A 22013-nucleotide genomic window follows, 5' to 3' on the forward strand; every position below is an offset into this window, starting at 1 on the left:
ATTAGTCTTGTTTAGCTTGAGCACCACGAGCGGCACGCGTCAGGTTAACGGCGCAAACCACAGCATTCTTGGCGTTCATCAGTTCCAGACCCTCGAAGTGGAGCTCGCCTACTTGCAGCGTCTTGCCCAGACCCAGGTTGTCGATGTTGATAACCAGACGTTCGGGGATGTTGGTGTAGATGGCTTTCACTTTGAGTTTTCTCATCGAGAGGCTCAGTTTACCACCGGCACGTACACCTTCGGAGTGACCTTCGAGTTGAACGGGAACTTCCATAACCACCGGTTTCTTGTCGGTAACTTCGAGGAAGTCCATGTGCAGAATAGCGTCGGTTACGGGGTGGAATTGCAGGTCTTTCAAGATGGCCATTTTCTTCTCACCGTCGATGTTCAGTTCTACGGCAAAGATATCGGGAGTGTAAACCAGTTTGCGAACAGCGTCTTTGGTTACAGTGAAATCGGTAACGATAATACCTTTTTTACCACCCGTGAGTTCTACCAGTTTTTCGCAGGGTTTCAGGGTGCCGGTGTAAGGCAGGTCTACCAGTTCGCCACCGTTGAGAACGGCAGGAATCAGGTTTTGTTTACGCAGGCCTTTTACAGCTTTCTTGCCCAGATCGGTACGGGCCGTACCATTCAGTTGAAATGTTTTCATTGTTTTGTTGTTTTGTGTTACTCAAAATTAAGTGATTTCTCTTGCTCCTTAATTTCCCATCACACGGAATTTTCAAAAAGCGGGGCAAAGATACGATATTATTTTCTAATGTACAATAGCTTAGTTGATAATTCACTGTGCTTATGTGGCGGTTGTCGTGGGCCATCGTGGCCATTGCGCGGGGGCAGTCGGTGGTGTGGTGACGGTCTCGGGGTGGCGGTTAAGGCAGGTCGTCGAAAGGGAGCCGCAGTTGTACGCCGTCAAGACCTGCCTCGAGCGAGTTGCCTACGCCTGCGCCGATAAGTCTGATTTTGTGTCCCCCGAAGTCGCAGGCCGTGAGCAGCTCCTGCGCCACGCGGTAGAGTGTGGCCAACGAGTCGACCGGGGTCGGTAGCGTCTTCGAGCGGGTGATCTGTTTGAAATTGTCGAATTTGAGTTTCAGCACCACCGTCTTCCCCTTGAAACGGTGGCGTTGAAGCCGTCCCCATACCTCGTCGCACACCTCGCCCAGGTCGGCCGCCAGCCGGGCGCGGTCGTCGGTATCTTCGATAAAGGTGGTCTCGGCGCTGATCGATTTGCGTATGCGGTTGGGCACCACCTCGCGGTCGTCGATGCCGCGGGCATAGCCGTAGTAGAGAAGTCCCGCCTTGCCAAACTGGCGCATGAGCGAGGCGCGGTCCCACTGCCGCAGGTCGGCCCCGGTGAGGATACCCAGCGCGTGCATCTTCTGGGCCGTCACTTCACCGATACCGAAGAACCGTTCGATGGGCAGGGTGGCGACAAACGCCTCGATTTGAGCAGGAGCGATGGTAAAGAGCCCGTTGGGCTTGCGGTAGTCCGAGGCGATTTTGGCCAGCATCTTGTTGACCGACACCCCGGCCGATGCCGTGAGCTGCGTCTCGGCCAGAATGCGGCGTTTGATTTCGCGGGCTACCAGCGTAGCCGACCGCTCGTGCGACACGTCGAGAAAAGCTTCGTCGAGCGACAGCGGCTCAATCAGGTCGGTATAGTCGGCAAAGATGCTGCGTATCTGCATCGACACCGCCTTGTAGACCTCGTGCCGCGGTTCCACGAAGATAAGCTGAGGGCAGAGCCTCCGGGCCTGAGCCGACGAGAGAGCCGAGTGCACGCCATAAGGACGAGCCTCGTAGCTGGCCGTAGCCACTACGCCCCGCGGGCCGCTATGCCCCACGGCGATAGGCTTGCCCCGATAGACCGGGTTGTCGCGCTGCTCGACCGAGGCATAGAAGGCATCCATGTCGATGTGTATGATTTTCCGCATAATGCAAAGATAGTGAAAGGCGAGAGCAGAGGCAAATGAAAACTTGTTTTCAAATTTGACCATGCCGAGCCGCCTCCTGTCTTCTGAAAAGATGGCAAAAGGCGAGAGCAGAGGCAAGTCGATACGCGGGTCCGAAAATTTTTCGCAAGAAATATCAGAAGAGATGGCTTGTCAAATAAACTTAAAAATTGTGATAATTTTGAGAAAATAAGAAATATTCCCCCTGTTTTTGCCGCTTTTGTCGGGAATTATCTATATTTGTATAGAATTTGGTGAGATAATGGCCGGAAATTCGAAAGATATAATAGAATCGCTTATCGCTAAGTTTCACGCTATTAGCGATTTATGTAAGTCTCTCGAAGAGGAGAACGGGTCACTCAAAGACCGCTTGGCGCAATGCGGGCAAGATATGCAGGCATTGCAGCAACGATACGACGAGCTGGAGAAGAGGTATAACAATCTGAAACTCTCGCGATCGATTACGGCACAAGAGGGGTCGAGTGTCGCCGAAACAAAGGCCAGATTTGCCAGGTTGGTGCGGGAAATCGATAAGTGCATCTCACTCTTGAACGAATAGGATGCTATGAACGATGATAAATTAAAGATAACTCTGAGAATTGCCGACCTGAAAAACCCGTTAGCCTTGCGGGTCGATTACGGTGCGGACGAAAAATATTGGAGAGATGCCGCCGACTTGTTCAACAAGCGATGGGCTTTTTACCGGGACAAGTACAAAGACGGACTGATGGATTCGGAATCGGTAATGGCGATGGTCGCCGTCGAGATAGCTCGACTCTACTGCGAGATGGTACAAGATCGCAAGAACCTGCTGGCCGATTTGAAGAGACTCGAAGTCGAGGCGGAACAGATATTAAACGAGCATACCGTATAGAATAGCGGTATCGAAAAGAGAGATAATTCCTGCACTGCAGCAGCTCCGGAGGTGGGCGGCTGGTAGTGCTTTTTTTATAATTATAATTTAGAAACGATGAATTACATACTACTAATCTCCGCAAGCGTAGGCGGTCTCGTGATAGGCGGTCTCGTTGTATTTCTGGTGAACCGCTACCTGTTGGCGGCTCGCTCCAAGACCATCCTCGAAGAGGCCGAGAAAGAGGCCGAGGTCATCAAGAAAAACAAACTGCTCGAGGTGAAAGAGAAGTTTATCCACATGAAGGCCGAAATGGAGAAGCAGGCCAATGCCCGCAATGCCAAGATACAGTCGGCCGAGTCGAAACTCAAGCAACGCGAAATGCAGCTCTCGCAGCAACAACAGGAGTTGCAACGCAAGAAAAGCGAGACCGAGGCCGTGCGTGCCAACCTCGACAGCCAGCTCGAACTGGTAGAGAAGAGGAAACAGGAGCTCGAGAAACTCCACAAGTCGGAAGTAGAGCGTCTGGAGCACCTCTCGGGTATCTCGGCCGAAGAGGCTAAGGAGCGTCTCGTCGAGTCGCTCAAGGAGGAGGCCAAAACGCAGGCTGCCTCGTATATCAACGACATCATGGACGATGCCAAGATGACCGCCAACAAAGAGGCCAAGCGCATCGTGATACAAAGTATCCAACGGGTAGCCACCGAAACCGCTATCGAAAACTCGGTAACGGTATTCCATATCGAATCGGACGAAATCAAAGGCCGCATCATCGGTCGCGAAGGCCGCAACATCCGTGCCCTCGAGGCTGCTACCGGGGTCGAGATTATCGTCGACGATACCCCCGAGGCCATCGTGCTCTCGGCCTTCGACCCCGTGCGTCGCGAGATTGCCCGTCTGGCCCTGCACCAGCTGGTAACCGACGGCCGCATCCACCCTGCCCGTATCGAAGAGGTGGTAGCCAAGGTGCGCAAACAGATTGAAGAGGAGATAATCGAGACCGGTAAACGTACCGCCATCGACCTGGGTATACACGGTCTGCACCCCGAGCTTATCCGCCTGGTGGGCAAGATGAAATACCGCTCGTCTTACGGTCAGAACCTGCTGCAACACTCGCGCGAGACGGCCAACCTCTGTGCCGTCATGGCTTCGGAGCTGGGTCTCAATCCCAAGAAAGCCCGTCGCGCCGGTCTGCTGCACGATATAGGCAAGGTGCCCGACGAGGAGCCCGAATTGCCGCACGCCCTGCTGGGTATGAAACTGGCCGAGAAGTACAAGGAGAAACCCGATATCTGCAACGCCATCGGCGCTCACCACGACGAGACCGAAATGACCAGCCTGCTGGCTCCCATCGTACAGGTGTGCGATGCCATTTCGGGTGCACGTCCCGGCGCCCGTCGCGAAATCGTCGAGGCCTACATCAAGCGGTTGAACGACCTTGAGCAACTGGCCCTCTCGTATCCCGGCGTATTGAAGACCTACGCCATACAGGCCGGCCGCGAGTTGCGCGTGATTGTGGGTGCCGACAAGATCGACGATGCCGAAACCGAAAATCTGTCGACCGAAATCGCCAAACGTATTCAGGACGAGATGACCTATCCCGGACAGGTGAAGATTACCGTCATCCGCGAGACGCGGGCCGTAAGCTTCGCCAAATAAGCCGGGCGACGCCATACCGCTCCATTCCCCCATTTATCAACCAACGACGAGGCCGTAGGGCGTTACCCGAACCGCTGTTTCGAGTACGGTCTGGGGCCTTGTCGGTGTTAACGATTTACCCAACATGGACCATACAAACGACAATCATACTACAAACCCGTCGGAGAAGCCGCAGCTTACCTCGGCCAACTGCCGCCGCAAGGGGGCGAAGCTCGAGGTCTACGACTGGCTGGCCGACATTCCCGAGTCGCACGACGACACCGACCTGGTCGAGGTGCGGTTCAAGAATACCCGCAAAGGGTACTACCGCAACACGACTCACATCCGGCTCGTGCCGGGCGATCTGGTAGCCGTCGAGGCTTCGCCGGGGCACGACATCGGCGAGGTGACCCTTACCGGCCGGCTGGTGTTGCTGCAGATGAAGAAGAACAACGTCAAGATCGACAATCCCGAGCTCAAGCGGGTCTACCGCAAGGCCAAGCCCAACGACCTCGAGAAGTTCGAAGAGGCCAAGGCCAAGGAGCACGACACCATGATCAGGGCCCGCAAGATTGCCGAGGACCTGCACCTCGACATGAAAATCGGCGACGTCGAGTATCAGGGCGATGGCAACAAGGCCATCTTCTACTACATCGCCGACGAACGGGTCGACTTCCGCCAGCTCATCAAGGTGCTGGCCGAGGTCTTCAGGGTGCGTATCGAGATGAAGCAGATCGGTGCCCGTCAGGAGGCCGGACGCATTGGCGGTCTGGGTCCCTGCGGCCGTCAGTTGTGCTGCTCGGGCTGGATGACCAATTTCGTGTCGGTAGCCACCAGTGCCGCCCGCTATCAGGACATTGCCCTCAATCCGCAGAAACTGGCCGGGCAGTGTGCCAAACTGAAGTGCTGCCTCAATTACGAGGCCGATGCCTACGTAGAGGCGCAGAAGCGGCTCCCCTCGCGCGAGATTCCGCTCGAGACGAAACTCAACACCTACTACCATTTCAAGACCGATATTTTCAAACGCGAGATGTCCTACTCGACCGACAAGTCGATGGCGGCCAATCTGGTGACCGTGAGTGCCGAGCGGGTGTTCGAAATCATCGCCCTCAACAAGCGGGGCATCAAACCCGATACCCTCGAGGCCGAGGCCGGAGCTCGTGCTCCCGAACGCCGCGACTTCGAAGATGTGGTAGGACAGGACAGCCTTACCCGCTTCGACAAGGCCAAGAAGAAGAAAAAAGGCAACGGCGGCGGAAACAACGGCAACAATGGCGGCGGCAACAACAACGGACGTCGTCAGCAGGGTGGCGGTGAGCCGCGCAACAAGTCGGGCAACGGTAATAACAACGGCGGCAACCGCGGGCAGAACAAGCCTCCGCGCAACGGCAAGAAGGGGGGCGGAGGCAAAGAGTCCAACGCTCAGCAGCCCAACGGCCAGCAACCCCGTAAAGAGGGGGGCGAGAATGCCGCACCCAAGCAACAGGGAGCACCCAAACAGCAAGGGGCGCCCAAGCGGCCGGCACCCAAACCGGCCGCTCCCGAAAAGCGCGAAGAGAAAAAAGAGTAAGACCGAGGCAAACGATGAAACGAAACGGGTTGTATATAGGATGTGCCGCGCTGTGGCTGGCGAGCTTGCTTTCGTGTGGACAGAACGATGTCTACAACGAGTTCAATACGCTGCCCAAGAACGGTTGGTTCAAACGCGACGTACAGCGGTTCACCCCCGAGTCGCCCGACTCGACGGGGCGTTACGACCTCTTCCTCACGCTGCGCCATAATGGCGACTATGCCTACCGCAACCTGTGGCTCTTCGTTTCCTATACCGGGGCCGACGGCCGGCAGAAGACCGATACCGTCAACTGCGAACTGGCCGATGAGTTCGGTCGCTGGTCGGGTGGTGGCTGGGGCTCGTACTACCAGCAGGAGCTGTTGCTCGACAATCGTTTCCGTTTCGGTCGCGACCAGGTAGTGACTATCCAGCAGGCCATGCGCGACGACCGCATCCGCGGCATCTCCGACATAGGTATCCGCATTGCCCCGCATAAACCCTGATTGTAAACTCGAACAGCCTCGTCACCACGAGGTTGTACAAATACCACCAGAGAGGTGTGTCGACCGGTTCTCCGGCAGGCACACCTCTCTCGCATGTAGTGGCATACTCTTTTTGAACCGGATTCAAAAAGGGATAGGCCGCCCTTTGCTCTCGCAAGAGGCGGCCCGAGTTCTCAAAAATTAAAAGATGCAAATTGAGACTTGTATATTATTGATTCTCTTCCTGGAATTTTTGGTTCATCTTCAGCAGGTTGATGGTGTAGGCCACCACGTTCTGCGACTCTTGGATGACGGTGAGGTAGACGATGCCCACCTTGATGTAAGACACCTGTTCACGCATGTTGCGAATCTCCTCCCGCTTGAGCACACCCAGCTGGTTGATGAGCTGGTTGCCCCGGTTGTAGAGTGTGGAGTACTGGCTTGAGTTGTTCTCTTCGACAAGCTCCCGACTCTTCTCCAGGAAGCCGACAATCTCGGGAGCAATGGCACCGAAGTTCTCCTTCTGGCTCTTGTCGAGCGGGTTGAAGTTGTTGTCGGTGTGCTCCAGACACGGCTCACACATGCGCTTGATGGCGTGGATAATGTCGTAGGAGAAGTCGTTGCCCTGGAAGTAGTAGAGACCCTTTTCCAGACCAACCTGATCGTTCAGGTGCGATACGCCTATGGTCCCCAACCGTTTCACCTGTTTGAAGTAGCTGCGCTCGGTCTCGATGTCGCCCATGGCCTTACGCAAGGTGCGGTAGCTCTCGTGCAGAAATCCCGTAGTTACCCGGTTGTAGAGGTCGGCGCTCCACTCCAGCACTTTGGTGTACTCTTCGCGGCTGAACTGGCGCAGCAGCACCAGCGCCTCTTCCTTGTCTTTGTTGGCCACCAGCTGTTGGGCTAGCGAGCTCTTTTTCTCTTGTTTCAGTTTCTTGTTATAGGTGATTTGGCTGTGGATAAGCATGTAGGCGGCGAGGGCGCTCAGCAGGATGATGGCGATGGTACCACCGTAGTAGACAATCATCGTAACGATGAAGCAGATGAGGAAGGCTGCACCAGCCGTGATGAACCATCCGCCCACTACCGAGATGACACCCGTAATGCGGTATACGGCGCTGTCGCGTCCCCAGGCCCGGTCGGCGAGCGAGGTACCCATGGCCACCATGAAGGTAACGTAGGTGGTCGAGAGGGGCAATTTCAGCGAAGTACCCAGGGCGATGAGCAGACTGGCCAGCACCAGGTTGACCGAGGCCCGCACCAGGTCGAAGGCGGCGCCGTGCTCGAGTATCACTTCGTCCTTGTCGAACCGGCTGTTGAGCCAGGCCCGGGCTTTGGGCGGTATGCTGTTGATGATGTACGACGAGGTGTTGGTGGTCATGCGCACCAGTTTACGGGCGATAGGCGAGGTACCGAAGTTCTCTTCGCCGGTCTCCTGACGCGAGAGGTCGACCGAAGTCTTGATGACGTTCTGTGCCTTTTTCGAGGTGAACAGGGCGATAACCATGATGATACCCGAACCGATGAGGAATACCGGCGGTGTCTTGGCCGAGTCGAGCAGCGTGGTCATCAGGTATTGGTCGGGGGCTGCGCCGCCGCCATTGGCCACATAGTCGGTGTAGGCCGAGAAGCCGGCCAGAGGCACACCGATGAAGTTCACCAGGTCGTTGCCGGCGAAGGCCAGAGCCAGGGCAAAGGTACCCAGCAGCACAACCACTTTCAGCACATTCACGCGGCACCATGTGAGTATCTGCATCAGCACCGTAGTGGCCACGAAGCAGCAGCCCAGCAGCATCGTGGTGTTTTCGTGAATCCATTGCCGGGTATCGGCGGTCATCAGGGTCGACTCTTTCAACCCTTTGAAAAGGATGAAATAGATAATCGTCGTGGCTGCAAAACCGCCGAACAGCGCACCGAAATATTTAAGTTGCCGCCGATAGTTGAACTTGAAAATCAGTCGGGCAATATACTGTACGATAACACCGAAGAAGAAGGCGATGGCCACCGACACGAATATGGCGACAATCACTTGCAGCGCCTTGTCGGTGTTGATGAGGTCGCCCATCTGCAGCAGTCCGTTGCTGTTTATCGTTTTGATGATGGCCAGCGCAAAGGTACCGCCCAGCAACTCGAATACCATCGAAACCGTGGTCGAGGTGGGTAGACCCATGGTGTTGAAGACATCGAGCAGCACCACATCGGTGAGCATGACCGCCAGCGATATACACATGATTTCGTTCAGGTAGAAGTACTGTGGCTGGTATATGCCGTGTCGGGCAATATCCATCATGCCGTTCGACATGGAGGCTCCCACAAAAATACCTACGGCAGCTATGGCCATAATCATTTTGAACGAAGCGGCTTTCGACCCGATGGCCGAGTTGAGGAAGTTGACGGCATCGTTGCTCACGCCGACCGACAGGTCAAAGACGGCGATGAAGAAAATAAAGATGACGATAATCAGATAGAATGTTTCCATAATCTCCAATTTGCATGTTTTTTGGCATCGCAAAGGAACGATTTTCATGTTACAGAATCGTTACAAACGTATATCTATCTTATTTCGTTTCGGCGAAATGTAAGGTGCAACGGGGTGAGGTGTAGCCTTTTCCCGTTTTCTTAGAGAGGCAAGAAGCCTTGGTCGGTCGGGTGGGGTGATGAGTTGTGGGGAGCGAGGGGGCGGTGGAGCGTTCTTCCGGGTGAGGTATATGCAAGTCGAGGGCATCCCCGTGTGGGAAGCCCTCGATTGGATGGTGTTCGGTTGTTCTACCGATTATTGCTTTTTCGCTTTTGTGGTTTTGGTCGAGCGGGCAGTCGCTTTTCTTTCCGTCTTCGGTTTTTGGACAGTTTGGGCGGTTTTCCGGGTCGAGCTTTTTTCGGTCGCTTCGGGGGTGTTGCCTATCTCTTCGGGTCTCTTCCAGCGAAGAATTTGAGCCGAACGGGCCGGCAGGTAGAGCAGCAGCCACTCCTTCTTCTCTTTTTCGAAGAGCGGGTCGCGCCGTGTAAAGTGGGGAACGCTCTTGTCTACGAGTCCATATCCACCGAATTCGGTATCGTCGCTGCTGAGCAGGGTGTTGTATTCGCCGGCGGGGGCCAGAATGCCGTAGCCGTTGAACGACTTGCAGGGGTGGAAGTTGAAGACGAAGAGCAGGTCGTCGCGCATGAAGGCGAGCACCTGGTCGCCATCGTTTTCGCACAGTTTGACGATGGGGGTCTGCTCGAACTTCTTCTTCTGGCTTACCAGATGAATCATGGCCTGGTCGAAGGCTCCGAGGTACTGGTACTTGAGGTCTTCGCGGTCAACGAGGTCCCACTGGCGGCGGGCATATTTGTAGGACCAGCCGTTGCCCTGGCGGGGGAAATCGATCCACTCGGGGTGACCGAACTCGTTGCCCATGAAGTTGAGGTACCCGCCGTTGATGGTCGAGAGGGTAACGAGCCGTATCATCTTGTGCAGGGCCATGCCCCGGTCTACGACAAAGTTGGTGTCGCCCTTGCTCATGTGCCAGTACATCACGTCGTCGATGAGGCGGAATATGATGGTCTTGTCGCCCACGAGAGCCTGGTCGTGGCTCTCGGCATAGTTGATGGTCTTTTCGTCGGCCCGCCGGTTGGTCAGTTCCCAGAATATGGCGGTAGGTTTCCAGTCCTCGTCCTTCTTCTCCTTGATGGTCTTTATCCAGAAGTCGGGGATACCCATGGCCATGCGGTAGTCGAAGCCGATGCCACCGTCCTTGAATTTGGCTGCCAGGCCCGGCATGCCGCTCATCTCTTCGGCAATGGTGATGGCGCGCGGGTTTACCTGGTGGATGAGTTCGTTGGCCAGAGTGAGGTAGACGATGGCGTTGTCGTCCTGCCCGCCGTTGTAGTAGTCGTCGTACGAGCAGAAGGCCTGCCCCAGCCCGTGGTTGTAGTAGAGCATCGAGGTGACGCCGTCGAAGCGGAACCCGTCGAAGTGGAACTCGTCGAGCCAGTATTTGCAGTTGGAGAGCAGGAAGTGAATCACTTCGTTCTTGCCGTAGTCGAAGCAGAGCGAGTCCCACGCCGGGTGCTCCCGCCGGTTGTCGCCGTAGAAATATTGGTCGTAGGAGCCGTCGAAGCGGCCCAGACCCTCGACCTCGTTCTTCACGGCGTGCGAGTGCACGATGTCCATGATGACGGCGATGCCGCGCCGGTGAGCGTCGTCGATGAGGGTCTTCAGGTCGTCGGGGGTACCGAATCGCGACGAGGGGGCAAAGAAGCTCGACACGTGGTAGCCGAACGAGCCGTAATAGGGGTGCTCCTGTATGGCCATAATCTGTATGGCGTTGTAGCCGTCGGCATCGATGCGAGGCAGAATCTTCTCGCGAAATTCGTTATAGGTGCCCACCTTCTCCTCCTGCTGGGCCATACCGATGTGGCATTCGTAGATGAGCAGGGGCGAAGTCTTGGGTTTGAAGTTGGTCTTGGTGAAGGTAAAGGGCTGTCTGGGGTCCCAGATCTGAGCCGAGAAGATATAGGTCTCGGGGTCTTGCACCACGCGGGTAGCCCAGGCGGGTATGCGTTCGCCCTGCCCGCCGTTCCAGTGGACCGACAGCTTGTAGAGGTCGAGGTGATGCAGTGTCTTGAGGGGAAGCTTGATTTCCCACACGCCGTTCCCGATAGCCAGCAGTTTGTATTGAGGTTGTTCTTTCCAGTCCGAGAAGGTACCAATCAGGTAGATGGCGTTGGCGTTGGGAGCCCATTCGCGGAATACCCAATGACCTTTTTCTTTGTGAAGGCCGAAGTAGAGGTATCCGTCGGCAAATTCCGAGAGGTTGCCGCTGCCGTTGGTCAGTTCGGCCATTTTTTCTAAGGCACGGTTATGACGGCCTTCGATTGCCTGTTTATAAGGGGCCAGCCAAGGATCGTTTTTTATCAGTTTCAGAGTTTTCATAGGGCTGTTTTTAAGGAAGAACGACATGACTGCAGGAGCGCATTGATGGCGCCTCCCTGCCGGTTGAAACAGGCCGATTGCCGGGCTTGGTAGAGAGGAATTTCCGTACCTGAATCCCAGTCGACTTTCGTCCTATTCCTACATGCAAAAGTAATAAAAAAACCGATATATGAAACTTTTGGAGCGGAAACATTGTGAAGGGAATGTGAAAAAGTTTTTGCCCGATTTTTCCCTGGGAGATAGAATGCGGTTCGGGATAAAAAATACTGAAACAAGTTTCGATATTTTATTCTTCGCTCACCTTTCACAATCTTTAGATAAGATAGGATGCGGTTCGGCATAGTCAAACTTGAAAAACAAGTTTTCCCGTTTGCTTCTGCACTCACCTTTCACTATCTTTGGATAAGATAGGATGCGGTTCGGGATAAAAAATATCTGAAACAAGTTTCGATATTTTATTCTCCGCTCACCTTTCACTATTTTTGCACCACACATATAATATTATAGTCGCCATAAGAAAGGGATATGGCGAGCCATATTACAGAAACAGTAGTAGAGATGTCTAAAATGAAAAACAATCGAGTGAAACCATTTTTTATAGTGGCTTTGTGTGTGTCGTTGGCTGCATCGCTGTATGCCCGACCGCGCACCGTGCAGCAGGCACAACAGATAGCCAGCGAATTTGCAGGCAGTGCCGGCAATCTTAAAAAGACGATGGGGACCTCGACGCAGCTCGCCTATACCCGCAGCGGGGATTCGCAGCCGTTGTTCTATGTCTTTAACCGGGGGGAGGGTTTTGTCATCGTGTCGGCCGACGACCGGGCTCCCGAGATTCTGGGGTATTCCGATGCTGGTCCGTTCGACATTGACAGCCTGCCCGACAACTTCCGGTACTTGTTGAACTCCTATGCAACCGAGCTCGAGGTGCTTGCTGCTGCACCCGAGGCCGTCGCCCTCCCCGCGAAAAAGGTAGAGCGCTCCACACAGGCCACGGGCAAGTCGGTGGCTCCGTTGTTGGGCAGTATCCTGTGGGACCAGGGCGATCCCTACAATCTGCAATGCCCGGTGATGAGCGATGGCGGCAGGTCTGTGGTGGGCTGTGTGGCTACGGCCATGGCTCAGATTATGGGGTACCACCAGTGGCCCGAGAAGGGAACCGGAACGATACCGGGGTATACCACGCGAAGCCAGGGTTTGGTGATTGACGAAGAGAATATCGAGAATACCTATTACGATTGGGACCATATGACGCCCATCTATACCAGCGAGAGTACCGACGAGGAGCGAAATGCCGTGGCCGCCCTGATGTATCATTGCGGAATCTCGGTGGGTATGGACTACGGTTACGAGAGCGGTGCCTTCTCGGACGATGTACCCGAGGCGCTGGCTACCTATTTCGGCTACAACAAGAATATGAAACTACTGAACCGAATTTACTATACCAAGACCGAATGGGATTCCATCATCCGCCACGAGTTGGACGAAAAGCGCCCCGTTTATTACAGCGGTTCCAGTGCGCAGGGTGGCCATGCTTTTGTGTGCGATGGCTACGATACCAACGGTCTGTTCCATATCAACTGGGGTTGGAGCGGTATGTCGAACGGTTATTTCACGCTTTCCAATCTGACTCCGACGGCTCAGGGTACCGGTGGCAGCAACGGCGGATTCAACTGGGGACAGGCAATCATTACCGGCATACAATCGGAAACTCTGCCCGATGACGGCTTGTATCAGCTCTGCATGGATACGACTCTGATGGCCTCCCGCACGGAAATCGGGCGCAACGAATCGTTCGAGGTGTGGGTCAATGGCCTTTGGAATCTGGGTTGCAATACCTTCGAAGGGAATATCGGGCCCGCACTGTGCGACGATTCGGGCCACGTGGTTTGCCCGCTGGAGTTGATGACTACGCGTCTCGAGCGTTCCTATGGTTGGTATTCACTTTCGTTTGGCGAACAAACGATACCCGGCACGGTGCCCGATGGCAGCTATCGGCTTCATCTGGTCTATCAGGCTGAGGGTTCGTCCGACTATCACGTCATGCGCGCTCCTGCAGGCACATCCAACTATCTGCAAGTGACGGTGAGCGGCGGTCGGGTGACGTTTGCCGATGCGGCCGGGTTTGATGTCGACTTGCAGTTGGATGCCTTGGAACTCTCGGGTAATCTCTATCAGAATCGAAATGGCCGGTTCACCTACACGGTAACCAACCGAGGCTGCGAATATGTGTCGAGTTTGGTTTTGGTATTGGAGTCGGCGACCGACGGTAGTGTAGCACAGTGGGGTACTTTCAATCCTGTCTCCATGGCTCCCGGCGAGACGCAGACCTTTGAGGTGTCGGAGTATATAACCACAGCACCCGGGGAGTATAATCTCTATCTCTGTTACGATGAAGGGAACAGTGCCAACGGAGCCTTTTCGTATGTGTCGGTTTTGGGTGAGCCCCGACGGGTTACGGTCTACGAAACTCCTGCCGAGGGAACCCCCGATTTGCAACTGGTTTCGCCGTTGACGCTGGAAGGTGACGGTGGCTCCGTGAATCGGGCCGATGTTCGCATGAGTGCCCGCGTCGCCAATCGGGGAGCCTACTTCGCCAACGATATAGTCGCCTTTATTTTCTCCGAGTCGGGAGACACCTATATATCGTATATAGGTTACCAGCAGCTGATTATCGATGCCGACGAGGAGGTCGACGTGAACATCGACGCAGCTCTCACGCTGGACGATGGTTCTTATGTGGCTGTGCTCTATTATTATAATGGCAGTGACTGGATACAGTTTACACCGTATGAAAACAGTTTTGTCTATTTTACCCTGAGTACGCCTACCGGCTTGGATGAGGTCGACGGGGCAGCCGGAGACCTGGCGGTCTATCCCAATCCGGTACAGGAGACGCTCCATGTACGCCAGGCTGGCGAGGTAATCGACCTGGCGGTCTACGACCTCTCGGGTCGCGAACTGCTGCGCCTGACGCCCGCACCGGGCGAAGAGCTGCAGGTGCCCGTGGCCGATTTGCAGGCCGGCACCTATCTGTTGCGGGTACGCACGGCTCAAGAAGTGAAGACAACCCAATTTATCAAGAAATAGAAACCTTATGAAACCGATTATTTTTCTTTGTTCGGCCATGTTGATTCTCAGTGCAGGATGCAAAAGTTCCAAACCGGTTGCCCAGGCTCCCGAAAAGACCTCCTCGGGGCAGGTGCTCACGGGGGCGAAGCCTGCCCAGGCTCTCCCGTCGGCTATCGTGTATAAGACGACACGCGACTTCAGCGACCATGTGCCGGTGACACTCGATGCCCGGCACGAGCATATCGTGGCCTATCCGGCTCCCTCCGATCTCTATTATCAGGGCCGCCTGGCCAAGCCCACCGCACTGGCCGACGGCTATTGGCTCGACAACCGCGGTATCAACGAGCACGTGGCTTTCCTCGACTATACCTATGAGGAGTACAGTGCTCTGGAGCAGACGCCTACCGTGCAGCAGCTCGAGGCTCGTATTCTGGAGCGCTACCCGCTCACCGAACTCTACGTGTGTGGCAAGCGGGGTAGCTATGCCGATGAGGTGGCAGAGCTCAATGCCTTGATAAAAGATGGTTTCCCCGGCTGCCGCAAGGTGGAGTTGCCCCGGGATATGAGCCGGGTGTCGGCTCCCAAGTTGTAGCGGGTGAATCGTGAACAGGTACAAGGCGAGGGTATGGCGAAGGCCGTACCCTCGTTTCCGTTTCGGGGGGCATTGGGTAGTCGTGACGAATACTCGCGCTTATACGTGTTCGACAGGCAGGTCGGGCAGGAGGTCGGGAGTATAGCCGCTGCGGATGCGCCACTCCTGCGGATAGAGGTTGTTGGCCCGGTTGCCCAGATTCTTGACCCACCCGAGGGGGAAACCACGGTAGGCGACGATGAGGTATCCGCGCGGCTGGTCGGGTGGCAGCACGATGCTCTCGCGGCGCAGGTAGGCCAGGGCCGTAGCGAGGTCGGCTTCGAAGCGGGGTGTCTTTTCGGGGTCGAGAGCCGTCGAGAGAGCCAGCGAGGGGTGAGGAATGTAGTCGCGACCCTTGACGGTAGCCAGAGTGACACCGGCCTGCAGCAGGGTGAGGTGCCGGTCGAGCAACTGGTAGTCGGCCCGGTATTCGCGGGGGATGGCCAGGAAACTGTCGCCGCGCGACACAAAGTCGAAATCGTCGGGACGAGCCAGCCGTTGGCACCATTCGTCGGGCACGGGAGTCGCCGGGGTGGTCTTCTTCCCCTTCTTGTTGCGTTTGCCGGCCGGTTCGTCGAGCAGCCGGGAGTGCGAGTCGTCGGGTTCGCCGGGTTTCCGCAACACCGCCATGAAGAGCCCTTCGCCCCGTGTGAGATGCGGCATGAAGCGGTAGGCCGTCACTCCCGGTACGAGAGCCGGAGCGATGCCCCAGGCCGGGTCGGTATCGACCGTGAGCGGGGTGGCTCCCAGCTCTTTCATCAGGTAGAGCACCATCTCTTCGTTCTCCTCGAGGTTGTAGGTGCAGGTGCTGTAAATGAGCACTCCGCCCGGCTTGAGGGCCGGCCACACGTTGGTGAGGATTTGCTGTTGGCGTTCGGCGCAGCGGTCCACCCCGGCAGGCGACCACTCGGCAATGGCGTCGGGGTCTTTGCGAAACATCCCCTCGCCCGAGCAGGGCACATCGGTAGCCACCACGTCGAAGTAGCTCTCGAGACGGGCAAAGTCGGCCGCCTCGTTGCGGGTCACCACCGAGAAGGGAGAGCCCCATTTCGTCAGGTTCTCGGCCAGGATATAGGTGCGGTTGGGCACCACCTCGTTGCTCACCACCAGACTGCCGGCCGGGAGCGAGGCGATGGCATCGGTCGATTTTCCGCCGGGTGCGGCGCAAAGGTCGAGGTAGCGCACCGGGGTGTGTATGTACTGGTCGATGACCCGATGCAGGAACATCGAGGCTGCCTCCTGCACATAGTAGGCCCCGGCATGGAAGCAGGGGTCGAAGGTGAAGGCCGGCCGTTCGGGCAGATAGTAGCCCTCTTGCGACCAGGGTACCGCTTCGCCCAACGGTCTGCCCGGCCAGCATTTGGCCGGGTTGAGCCGGATGCTCACCGGCGACTCGGTAGCGAGCGCCTGTTCAAAGCGGGGGTAGTCGTCGCCCAGCAGGCGGCGGGTGCGGTCGATAAACGAAGAGGGCAGTTCTGTCATAATCGGGTCGAGGAAATTTTCACGATTCGACAAAGATAGGTATTTTTGCCGATAGATTTTGTAGCCCTCAAAAAAGTCGTTATGCTCAAAGCCGCTTTATACCTCATACCCGTACCGCTGGGCGATACTCCCATCGACCGGGTACTGCCCGCCTATAACCGCGAAGTGATAACCGGAATCAGCCATTTCGTCGTGGAGAATGTGCGTTCGGCCCGTCGTTTTCTCAAGAAGTCGAACCCCGATATTTGCATCGATGCCCTCACCTTCTACGAGTTGAACCGCCACACCCCGGCCACCGAGGTGAGCAGCTACCTCAATCCGTTGCGTCAGGGCCAGCCCGTGGGGGTTATTTCCGAAGCGGGGTGTCCGGCCGTGGCCGACCCGGGAGCCGATGTGGCGGCGATTGCCCAGCGCGAGCATCTGCCGGTGGTGCCGTTGGTGGGCCCGTCGTCGATACTGATGTCGCTCATGGCCTCGGGCTTCAACGGCCAGAGCTTTGCCTTCCAGGGCTATCTGCCCATCGAGGCCGGCGAGCGGACCAAGCGCATCAAGCAGCTCGAGCAGCGGGTCTATGCCGAAGACCAGACCCAGATATTCATCGAGACTCCCTACCGCAACCACAAGATGATCGAGGACCTCGTGCGCACCTGTCGCCCGCACACCCGTCTGTGTGTGGCGGCCAACATCACCTGCCCCGACGAGAACATCCGCACCCTCTCGCTGAGCGAGTGGGCCAAGACCTCGTACAACTACCAGAAGACCCCGGCCATCTTCCTGCTCTACAAATAGGGCGGAGTGCCTGCCGGGCTTCGGGAAAAAATTGTCGGAATCGCGGCAATATCTTTGTGGCCGATAATTTTCTATTGTGCGGCTAAAAAACTATCTTTGTACCCCAAGGAGAAAAAAGGATATGAGCTTGCAATTTCTGAGCTTGGCCAGCGGAAGCAGTGGCAACTGTTATTATTTGGGAACGGAAGATTATGGCATACTGATCGATGCCGGCAAAGGTGTACGCACCATCAAGAAGGTTTTGAGGGAGTATGGCATACCGTTTGAAAAAATCGTGGCCTTGTGCATCACCCACGACCACGCCGACCACATCAAGGCGGCCGGAACCTTGGGCGAGAAATTCGGAATCCCCATCTATACCACCGAGACCATCAAGAACGGCATGAACCGCAACTACTGCATGGTCGACAAGGTATACAGCGCGCACCGCGCCATTATCAAGGAGGTCCCCTTCAAAATCAGAGACTTCACCATCACCGCCTTCGAGGTGCCCCACGACGGGAGCGACAACGTGGGCTTCCTTGTTACGTACGGCAATCTGCATTTTGCCTTTGCTACCGACCTGGGTACCATCACCCCGACGGCCGACAAGTATCTGCGTCAGGCCAACTACCTGGTCATCGAGTCGAACTACGACGAGGCCATGCTGCAACACGGCACCTATCCGCCTCACCTCAAGCGGCGCATCCTGGCCGACAACGGCCACATGGACAATGCCCGCACGGCCGACTATCTGGCCCGTATCTATACCCCGGCGTTGCGCAACATTTTCCTGTGCCACCTCAGCGGCGACAACAACCATCCCGAGCTGGCTTACAAGACCATCGAGAACCGGCTGTACGAGGAGGGTATCCGCGTAGGCAAGGATGTGGAGCTGGTGGCGCTTACCCGCAACCACCCCTCGGCGCTCTATACCTTCGAGGAGCCCGACGGGCAGGAGTAGATGCTGCTCTTTTTTTTACGAATTTTGCACATTGCCGAAAAATTTTTTGAAGAATCCTTTGCAGGTTTCTCGAAAAGCCTTACCTTTGCACCCGTTCCTTATGGAATGACTCCGTAGCTCAGTTGGTAGAGCAAATGACTCTTAATCATTGGGTCGAGGGTTCGAGCCCCTCCGGGGTCACAGACAACGGCGCTTGCATCACGATGCAGGCGCTTTTTTTATGCCTTTTGCGCTCGGGGCTCTCCGCGGAAAAGGGGAGCGGCAGTGGAAAATCTTGGGCGTTTTGTCGACCACGCCTCTAAGCCGGAATTTGTAAAAATAGAAAAAATGTCTATTTTTGTTCAGAGCGAAGAGGCTGAACCTCTTCCCCGACAGCATCCCTGCTTGGGGTGATAGGGCTCTTTTTAATACCGGTTGATAAAAGGGGATATATGGACAGAAGCTATTACCTGGCACAAGATAAGGCCACCGATGTCTATCGCATGGTGCGTGCGTTTGTCATCTATTTGATTTTGATTTGCATTTTGCCGTGGTGCAACTTCGGGTTGTGGAACCTGATCGACTACTCGTCGATGAAGGTCGGGCAGGTGCGGGAGCGGTCGCACGAGGTGACCTTGCGCTGGAGCACCGACTTGCGGGTTGTGGATGCTGACGGCCAGGAGCAGGTGCGGCGTTTGCCGGCCGGTACGCCGGTGCGGGTGTTGGCTATCTGCTACGACCTGCCCGACGAGCGGGTGCTGCTCAGTTACAAGCCGTGGGCCGAGTATCAGATAGAGTTGCGCGACGGAACGCGGGGGCTGGCTGTGGTGCCCGAGACGGCTACCGGGCTGGAGGTGAAGGTCGAGGCCGACGGTCGGCTGGAGCCTCGCCGGGTCGTGCGGGTGGAGCGGTTGGCCGAGAATCCCATGAAGTCGGAGACGAAACGGAGCGACTATCCCTACCTCTATGTGCTCGACAGCGGCGAGAAGCTGGCTTTCGAGCCTCTCTACTGGCCCATTCGCGGGCAGATGCCCGTCTATACCTGGCGCAGTCCCGACAAGGAGTATCTCATTGTCGACCGGCTGGCGGTCTTCGACCGGGACCTGGACCGGCTGAAGGGTGACAGTCTGGCAGCTATCGAGGCGTTGTACGAACCGGCGCAGAGCGTGGTGGTGAAGGGGAGCCGCAAGTATGCCTTCCTGCCCAGTGTCGATGTGTTGCAGAACGACTCGCTGCTGTATCGGACACTGATGCTCGTCTTCGAAAATGATACGTTGGCCGATTACCATATCTCGGGGCAGTCGACCCGGTCGTTGCCCTTCTTCTCGCACCTGATCAATTCGCACATTCGCTACAACCCCAACTATGTGCGGGCCGGTTATTATGCCGCCTATCCGCTGGGCGAAGGAGTGGGGAGTCGGCTGCTGCCACTGTGGGCCGCGCGTGGTGTCGTGGGGTTGGCCGATGCCGCGTTGTTGCTGCTGTTGGCCTTCGTGGTGTCGTGGGGGCTGCGTCACACGGTCATCTATCTGCGCCCGCTCTCCAACCGGTGGCTCAAGGTGGTGGGCGTGTTGTGCATTCTGGTGGCCTATCACCTCTACCTCTTCTATTTCTCGATGGTGTCGGTCAACATGTTTTTCGTTTACGTAGCCTTGATTCTCTCGGCGATGTTCTGGAGTGCCGATGTCAATGGCCGTTGTCCCTACTGCCATACGGTCAAGGGGTTGAAGTTCCTGGGGCGGGGCGATTTGAAACGGGTCGTTACGGTCGATGAGTACGACGACAGCCGGCTGCTCTCGCGCAAGGTCGAGCGGCAGGGCGACAAGCTGGTCATCTCCGATACGGTCGACGAGTTTGTGACGCGCGAGACCTCGGTTGTCGAGCACTACTACTCCTACTACCGTTGCACGTGCTGCAACCGGTCGGTACGGTTCAAGGGCAAGCGGCTGGTGGGGAAGGAGGTGACCTATCGCGACCGGGATAGCCGGAAATAAAAAAAACACCTGCAAGCCGATTGCTTACAAGTGCGGACTTATATGTTGTTTTTGGGAATTCGAGTTTGTGAGGTTGTTGAGTAGTCTAATGATATGAATTGATTCAATTGGTTGTTGTTGATTCGATGTTAGCAAGATATGAATTCTATGTGAAACAGTCAGTCGTTATCAGAGGCAACCAGCTGTTTTTTATGGAAGTGAATACGATAGTATTTTAAGTATGAGGGCTAATATTGTGTTTTGAGTGAAGTCGCTTTCGGTTGACTTTCTTGCGGCTCTGTGACATCTTGGATTGTACTGATAAAATGCAGGTTTGTGTTAAAGGCATAAGTTTTTTTGTTGACGTTTCTAAAAATATTTATTTTTGTAAAACAAAAGAGAATTATTTCTCGTGGAAGAAGAGAAATAATGATAAGAGGTGTTATTTTAGAAAAGCTATCGTTTTGTGAGAATTTGAGTTGAAAGATATCTATAGAAATATATAGGGATAAAGTTCTTGTAATAAACTTTAAACTGTATATGTTGGGCAATTGGTAGGCAAATAATTTGACCGGACAGATAGTATAAAATACAGTCTCCACACCTTTTATTGGAAAGTTAATGTTGTTTTTAGGGGATTGAAAACATTAAATTAAATTTTATTATGAAACGTCATTTGTTTTTTGTTGTAGTAATGGCAATTTTTACCACATTCTTGGCCATGTCTGATAGTGGTATTCTAATGCCGTTTTCATTTGCAGGAGATGGTTTATCGCTTGTAGCGTATTCTCAAGGAGATGAAGATTATTTAGTGGAGGAAATTTTTGCAGTTGCTCCTGATCCTAATACTGCTACAGGGCCCGATTCATATAATATTTACAATTCTTCGTGGCAGAAGATATGTTCTGTTACCGATTTTGTGAGAGCTGTGTCGGTCTTTAGTAGCGCTAATTATGCGTATGAAGGAGATTCCGAGCGTTTTTTATTTTCCCAAACATTGCTTAATGATGATCCGGAATTTGAATATATTGTAGAGAAAAATAAGTTTATTGAAAATCCGGGGTATTCATATTATCAGACTTATGGATTTAAGATTATGCAGACGAATGGAAATTGCCTGGCTGACATTACATATCCTGATGGTTCATATTTGAAATCACCGCAGTTTTTTGTGTTAAAGGATAAATTGTATTTCGCCCTGTCTTGTGGCTCTGAAACATATACTTTTCATGTATATGAGGTAAATCGAGAGGGGAGTAGTAATGTGTTGAAACTGGTTGCCGAGAACAGGAGTGTGGCAGGGTATCCCAACCCGGTACGGCGGGGTGAGGTATACACCGTTGACGGAGGAAAGGCTAGCTTGAAAAATGCCGTAGTCAATGTAGTCCGCCTTGATGGTTCTTTGGTTCAATCGTTCTCGACTGGGAATAACGACAAGGTAGAGATAGAAACTTCGCAGATGAATGGCGGGGTATATATCTATACGGTTATCCAGGGGAATAAGGTGGTTACCTCGGGCCGGTTGGTAGTAGAGTAGTCTGATGGGGTGGATCGATCCAATTGTCTGACGTTGGGCCGATGATACAAAAATATAATTTTGAGGAACAGGCAGTTACTGTGAACGGTGGCTGTCTGTTTTTTTTTGTGGAAGGGGAATAGTGGGTATTTAGTTTTGTACGTGAAGGGGGGGAGGGGACTAGGGATCAACGTAAAAACCTGAGGAGTAAACCGTATAAAATCGTATCTTTGCGAACA

General features: G+C 54.8%; 15 protein-coding genes and 1 tRNA gene. 11 read left to right on the top strand and 5 right to left on the bottom strand.

Features of this window, described 5'->3' with window-relative positions; genetic code table 11:
• Position 1 precedes the first annotated feature (1 nt).
• Positions 2 to 652, bottom strand: a complete 651-nt coding sequence (locus Q1K76_RS07045; protein ID WP_087409053.1) for a 50S ribosomal protein L25 — start codon at positions 650 to 652, stop codon at positions 2 to 4.
• Between the two features lie 220 nt (positions 653 to 872).
• Positions 873 to 1934, bottom strand: a complete 1062-nt coding sequence (gene dinB / locus Q1K76_RS07050) for a DNA polymerase IV (RefSeq protein ID WP_300132120.1) — start codon at positions 1932 to 1934, stop codon at positions 873 to 875.
• Between the two features lie 583 nt (positions 1935 to 2517).
• On the opposite strand from dinB, the gene Q1K76_RS07055 reads away from it, so the two are divergent.
• The 4 genes from Q1K76_RS07055 (at position 2518) to Q1K76_RS07070 (ending at position 6498) form a co-directional block, all read left to right on the top strand.
• A complete protein-coding gene (locus Q1K76_RS07055; protein ID WP_087409051.1) occupies positions 2518 to 2826 on the top strand; it encodes a cell division protein ZapA in 309 nt (102 codons plus the stop codon).
• Positions 2827 to 2922: 96 nt separating this feature from the next.
• Positions 2923 to 4464, top strand: coding sequence for a ribonuclease Y (gene rny, locus Q1K76_RS07060; RefSeq protein ID WP_087409050.1), 1542 nt, complete (start codon positions 2923 to 2925; stop codon positions 4462 to 4464).
• Positions 4465 to 4588: 124 nt separating this feature from the next.
• Positions 4589 to 6013 (top strand): regulatory iron-sulfur-containing complex subunit RicT, encoded by a 1425-nt coding sequence (ricT, locus tag Q1K76_RS07065; RefSeq protein WP_258326750.1) that lies wholly within the window; start codon positions 4589 to 4591, stop codon positions 6011 to 6013.
• A gap of 14 nt (positions 6014 to 6027) precedes the next feature.
• A complete protein-coding gene (locus tag Q1K76_RS07070; RefSeq protein WP_087409048.1) occupies positions 6028 to 6498 on the top strand; it encodes a gliding motility lipoprotein GldH in 471 nt (156 codons plus the stop codon).
• A gap of 208 nt (positions 6499 to 6706) precedes the next feature.
• On the opposite strand, the gene Q1K76_RS07075 is transcribed toward Q1K76_RS07070, so the two are convergent.
• Together Q1K76_RS07075 and Q1K76_RS07080 are read right to left on the bottom strand one after the other, a co-directional pair.
• A complete protein-coding gene (locus Q1K76_RS07075) occupies positions 6707 to 8956 on the bottom strand; it encodes an inorganic phosphate transporter (RefSeq protein ID WP_300132123.1) in 2250 nt (749 codons plus the stop codon).
• Between the two features lie 294 nt (positions 8957 to 9250).
• Positions 9251 to 11392, bottom strand: coding sequence for an alpha amylase C-terminal domain-containing protein (locus Q1K76_RS07080; RefSeq protein WP_300132125.1), 2142 nt, complete (start codon positions 11390 to 11392; stop codon positions 9251 to 9253).
• A gap of 582 nt (positions 11393 to 11974) precedes the next feature.
• Between Q1K76_RS07080 and Q1K76_RS07085 the strand changes: the two genes are divergently transcribed.
• Together Q1K76_RS07085 and Q1K76_RS07090 are read left to right on the top strand one after the other, a co-directional pair.
• Positions 11975 to 14479 (top strand): C10 family peptidase, encoded by a 2505-nt coding sequence (locus tag Q1K76_RS07085; protein ID WP_300132128.1) that lies wholly within the window; start codon positions 11975 to 11977, stop codon positions 14477 to 14479.
• 7 nt (positions 14480 to 14486) lie between these two features.
• On the top strand, positions 14487 to 15053 hold the full coding sequence (locus tag Q1K76_RS07090; RefSeq protein ID WP_298662866.1) for a hypothetical protein: 567 nt from the start codon (positions 14487 to 14489) through the stop codon (positions 15051 to 15053).
• Between the two features lie 99 nt (positions 15054 to 15152).
• Here the strand turns inward: Q1K76_RS07090 and Q1K76_RS07095 are convergent, their stop codons facing one another.
• Positions 15153 to 16574 carry an rRNA cytosine-C5-methyltransferase gene (locus Q1K76_RS07095; RefSeq protein ID WP_300132130.1) on the bottom strand — a complete coding sequence of 474 codons (1422 nt, stop codon included), beginning with the start codon at positions 16572 to 16574 and terminating at the stop codon, positions 15153 to 15155.
• A gap of 81 nt (positions 16575 to 16655) precedes the next feature.
• On the opposite strand from Q1K76_RS07095, the gene Q1K76_RS07100 reads away from it, so the two are divergent.
• From Q1K76_RS07100 to Q1K76_RS07120, 5 genes are all read left to right on the top strand, one after another.
• The gene (locus Q1K76_RS07100) at positions 16656 to 17363 is read left to right on the top strand and encodes an SAM-dependent methyltransferase (RefSeq protein ID WP_300132133.1); all 708 of its coding nucleotides are present in this window, start codon (positions 16656 to 16658) and stop codon (positions 17361 to 17363) included.
• Positions 17364 to 17484: 121 nt separating this feature from the next.
• On the top strand, positions 17485 to 18306 hold the full coding sequence (locus tag Q1K76_RS07105; RefSeq protein WP_087409043.1) for an MBL fold metallo-hydrolase: 822 nt from the start codon (positions 17485 to 17487) through the stop codon (positions 18304 to 18306).
• 107 nt (positions 18307 to 18413) lie between these two features.
• Positions 18414 to 18486 (top strand) — tRNA-Lys (locus Q1K76_RS07110).
• A 251-nt stretch (positions 18487 to 18737) separates the two neighbouring features.
• Positions 18738 to 20279: a hypothetical protein gene (locus Q1K76_RS07115; RefSeq protein WP_300132135.1), complete on the top strand. Its 1542-nt coding sequence runs from the start codon at positions 18738 to 18740 to the stop codon at positions 20277 to 20279.
• A gap of 643 nt (positions 20280 to 20922) precedes the next feature.
• Positions 20923 to 21795, top strand: a complete 873-nt coding sequence (locus Q1K76_RS07120; protein WP_300132138.1) for a T9SS type A sorting domain-containing protein — start codon at positions 20923 to 20925, stop codon at positions 21793 to 21795.
• Positions 21796 to 22013 lie beyond the last annotated feature (218 nt).

The organism is uncultured Barnesiella sp. (assembly GCF_946496565.1).
GTDB classification, from domain to species: domain Bacteria; phylum Bacteroidota; class Bacteroidia; order Bacteroidales; family Barnesiellaceae; genus Barnesiella; species Barnesiella merdigallinarum.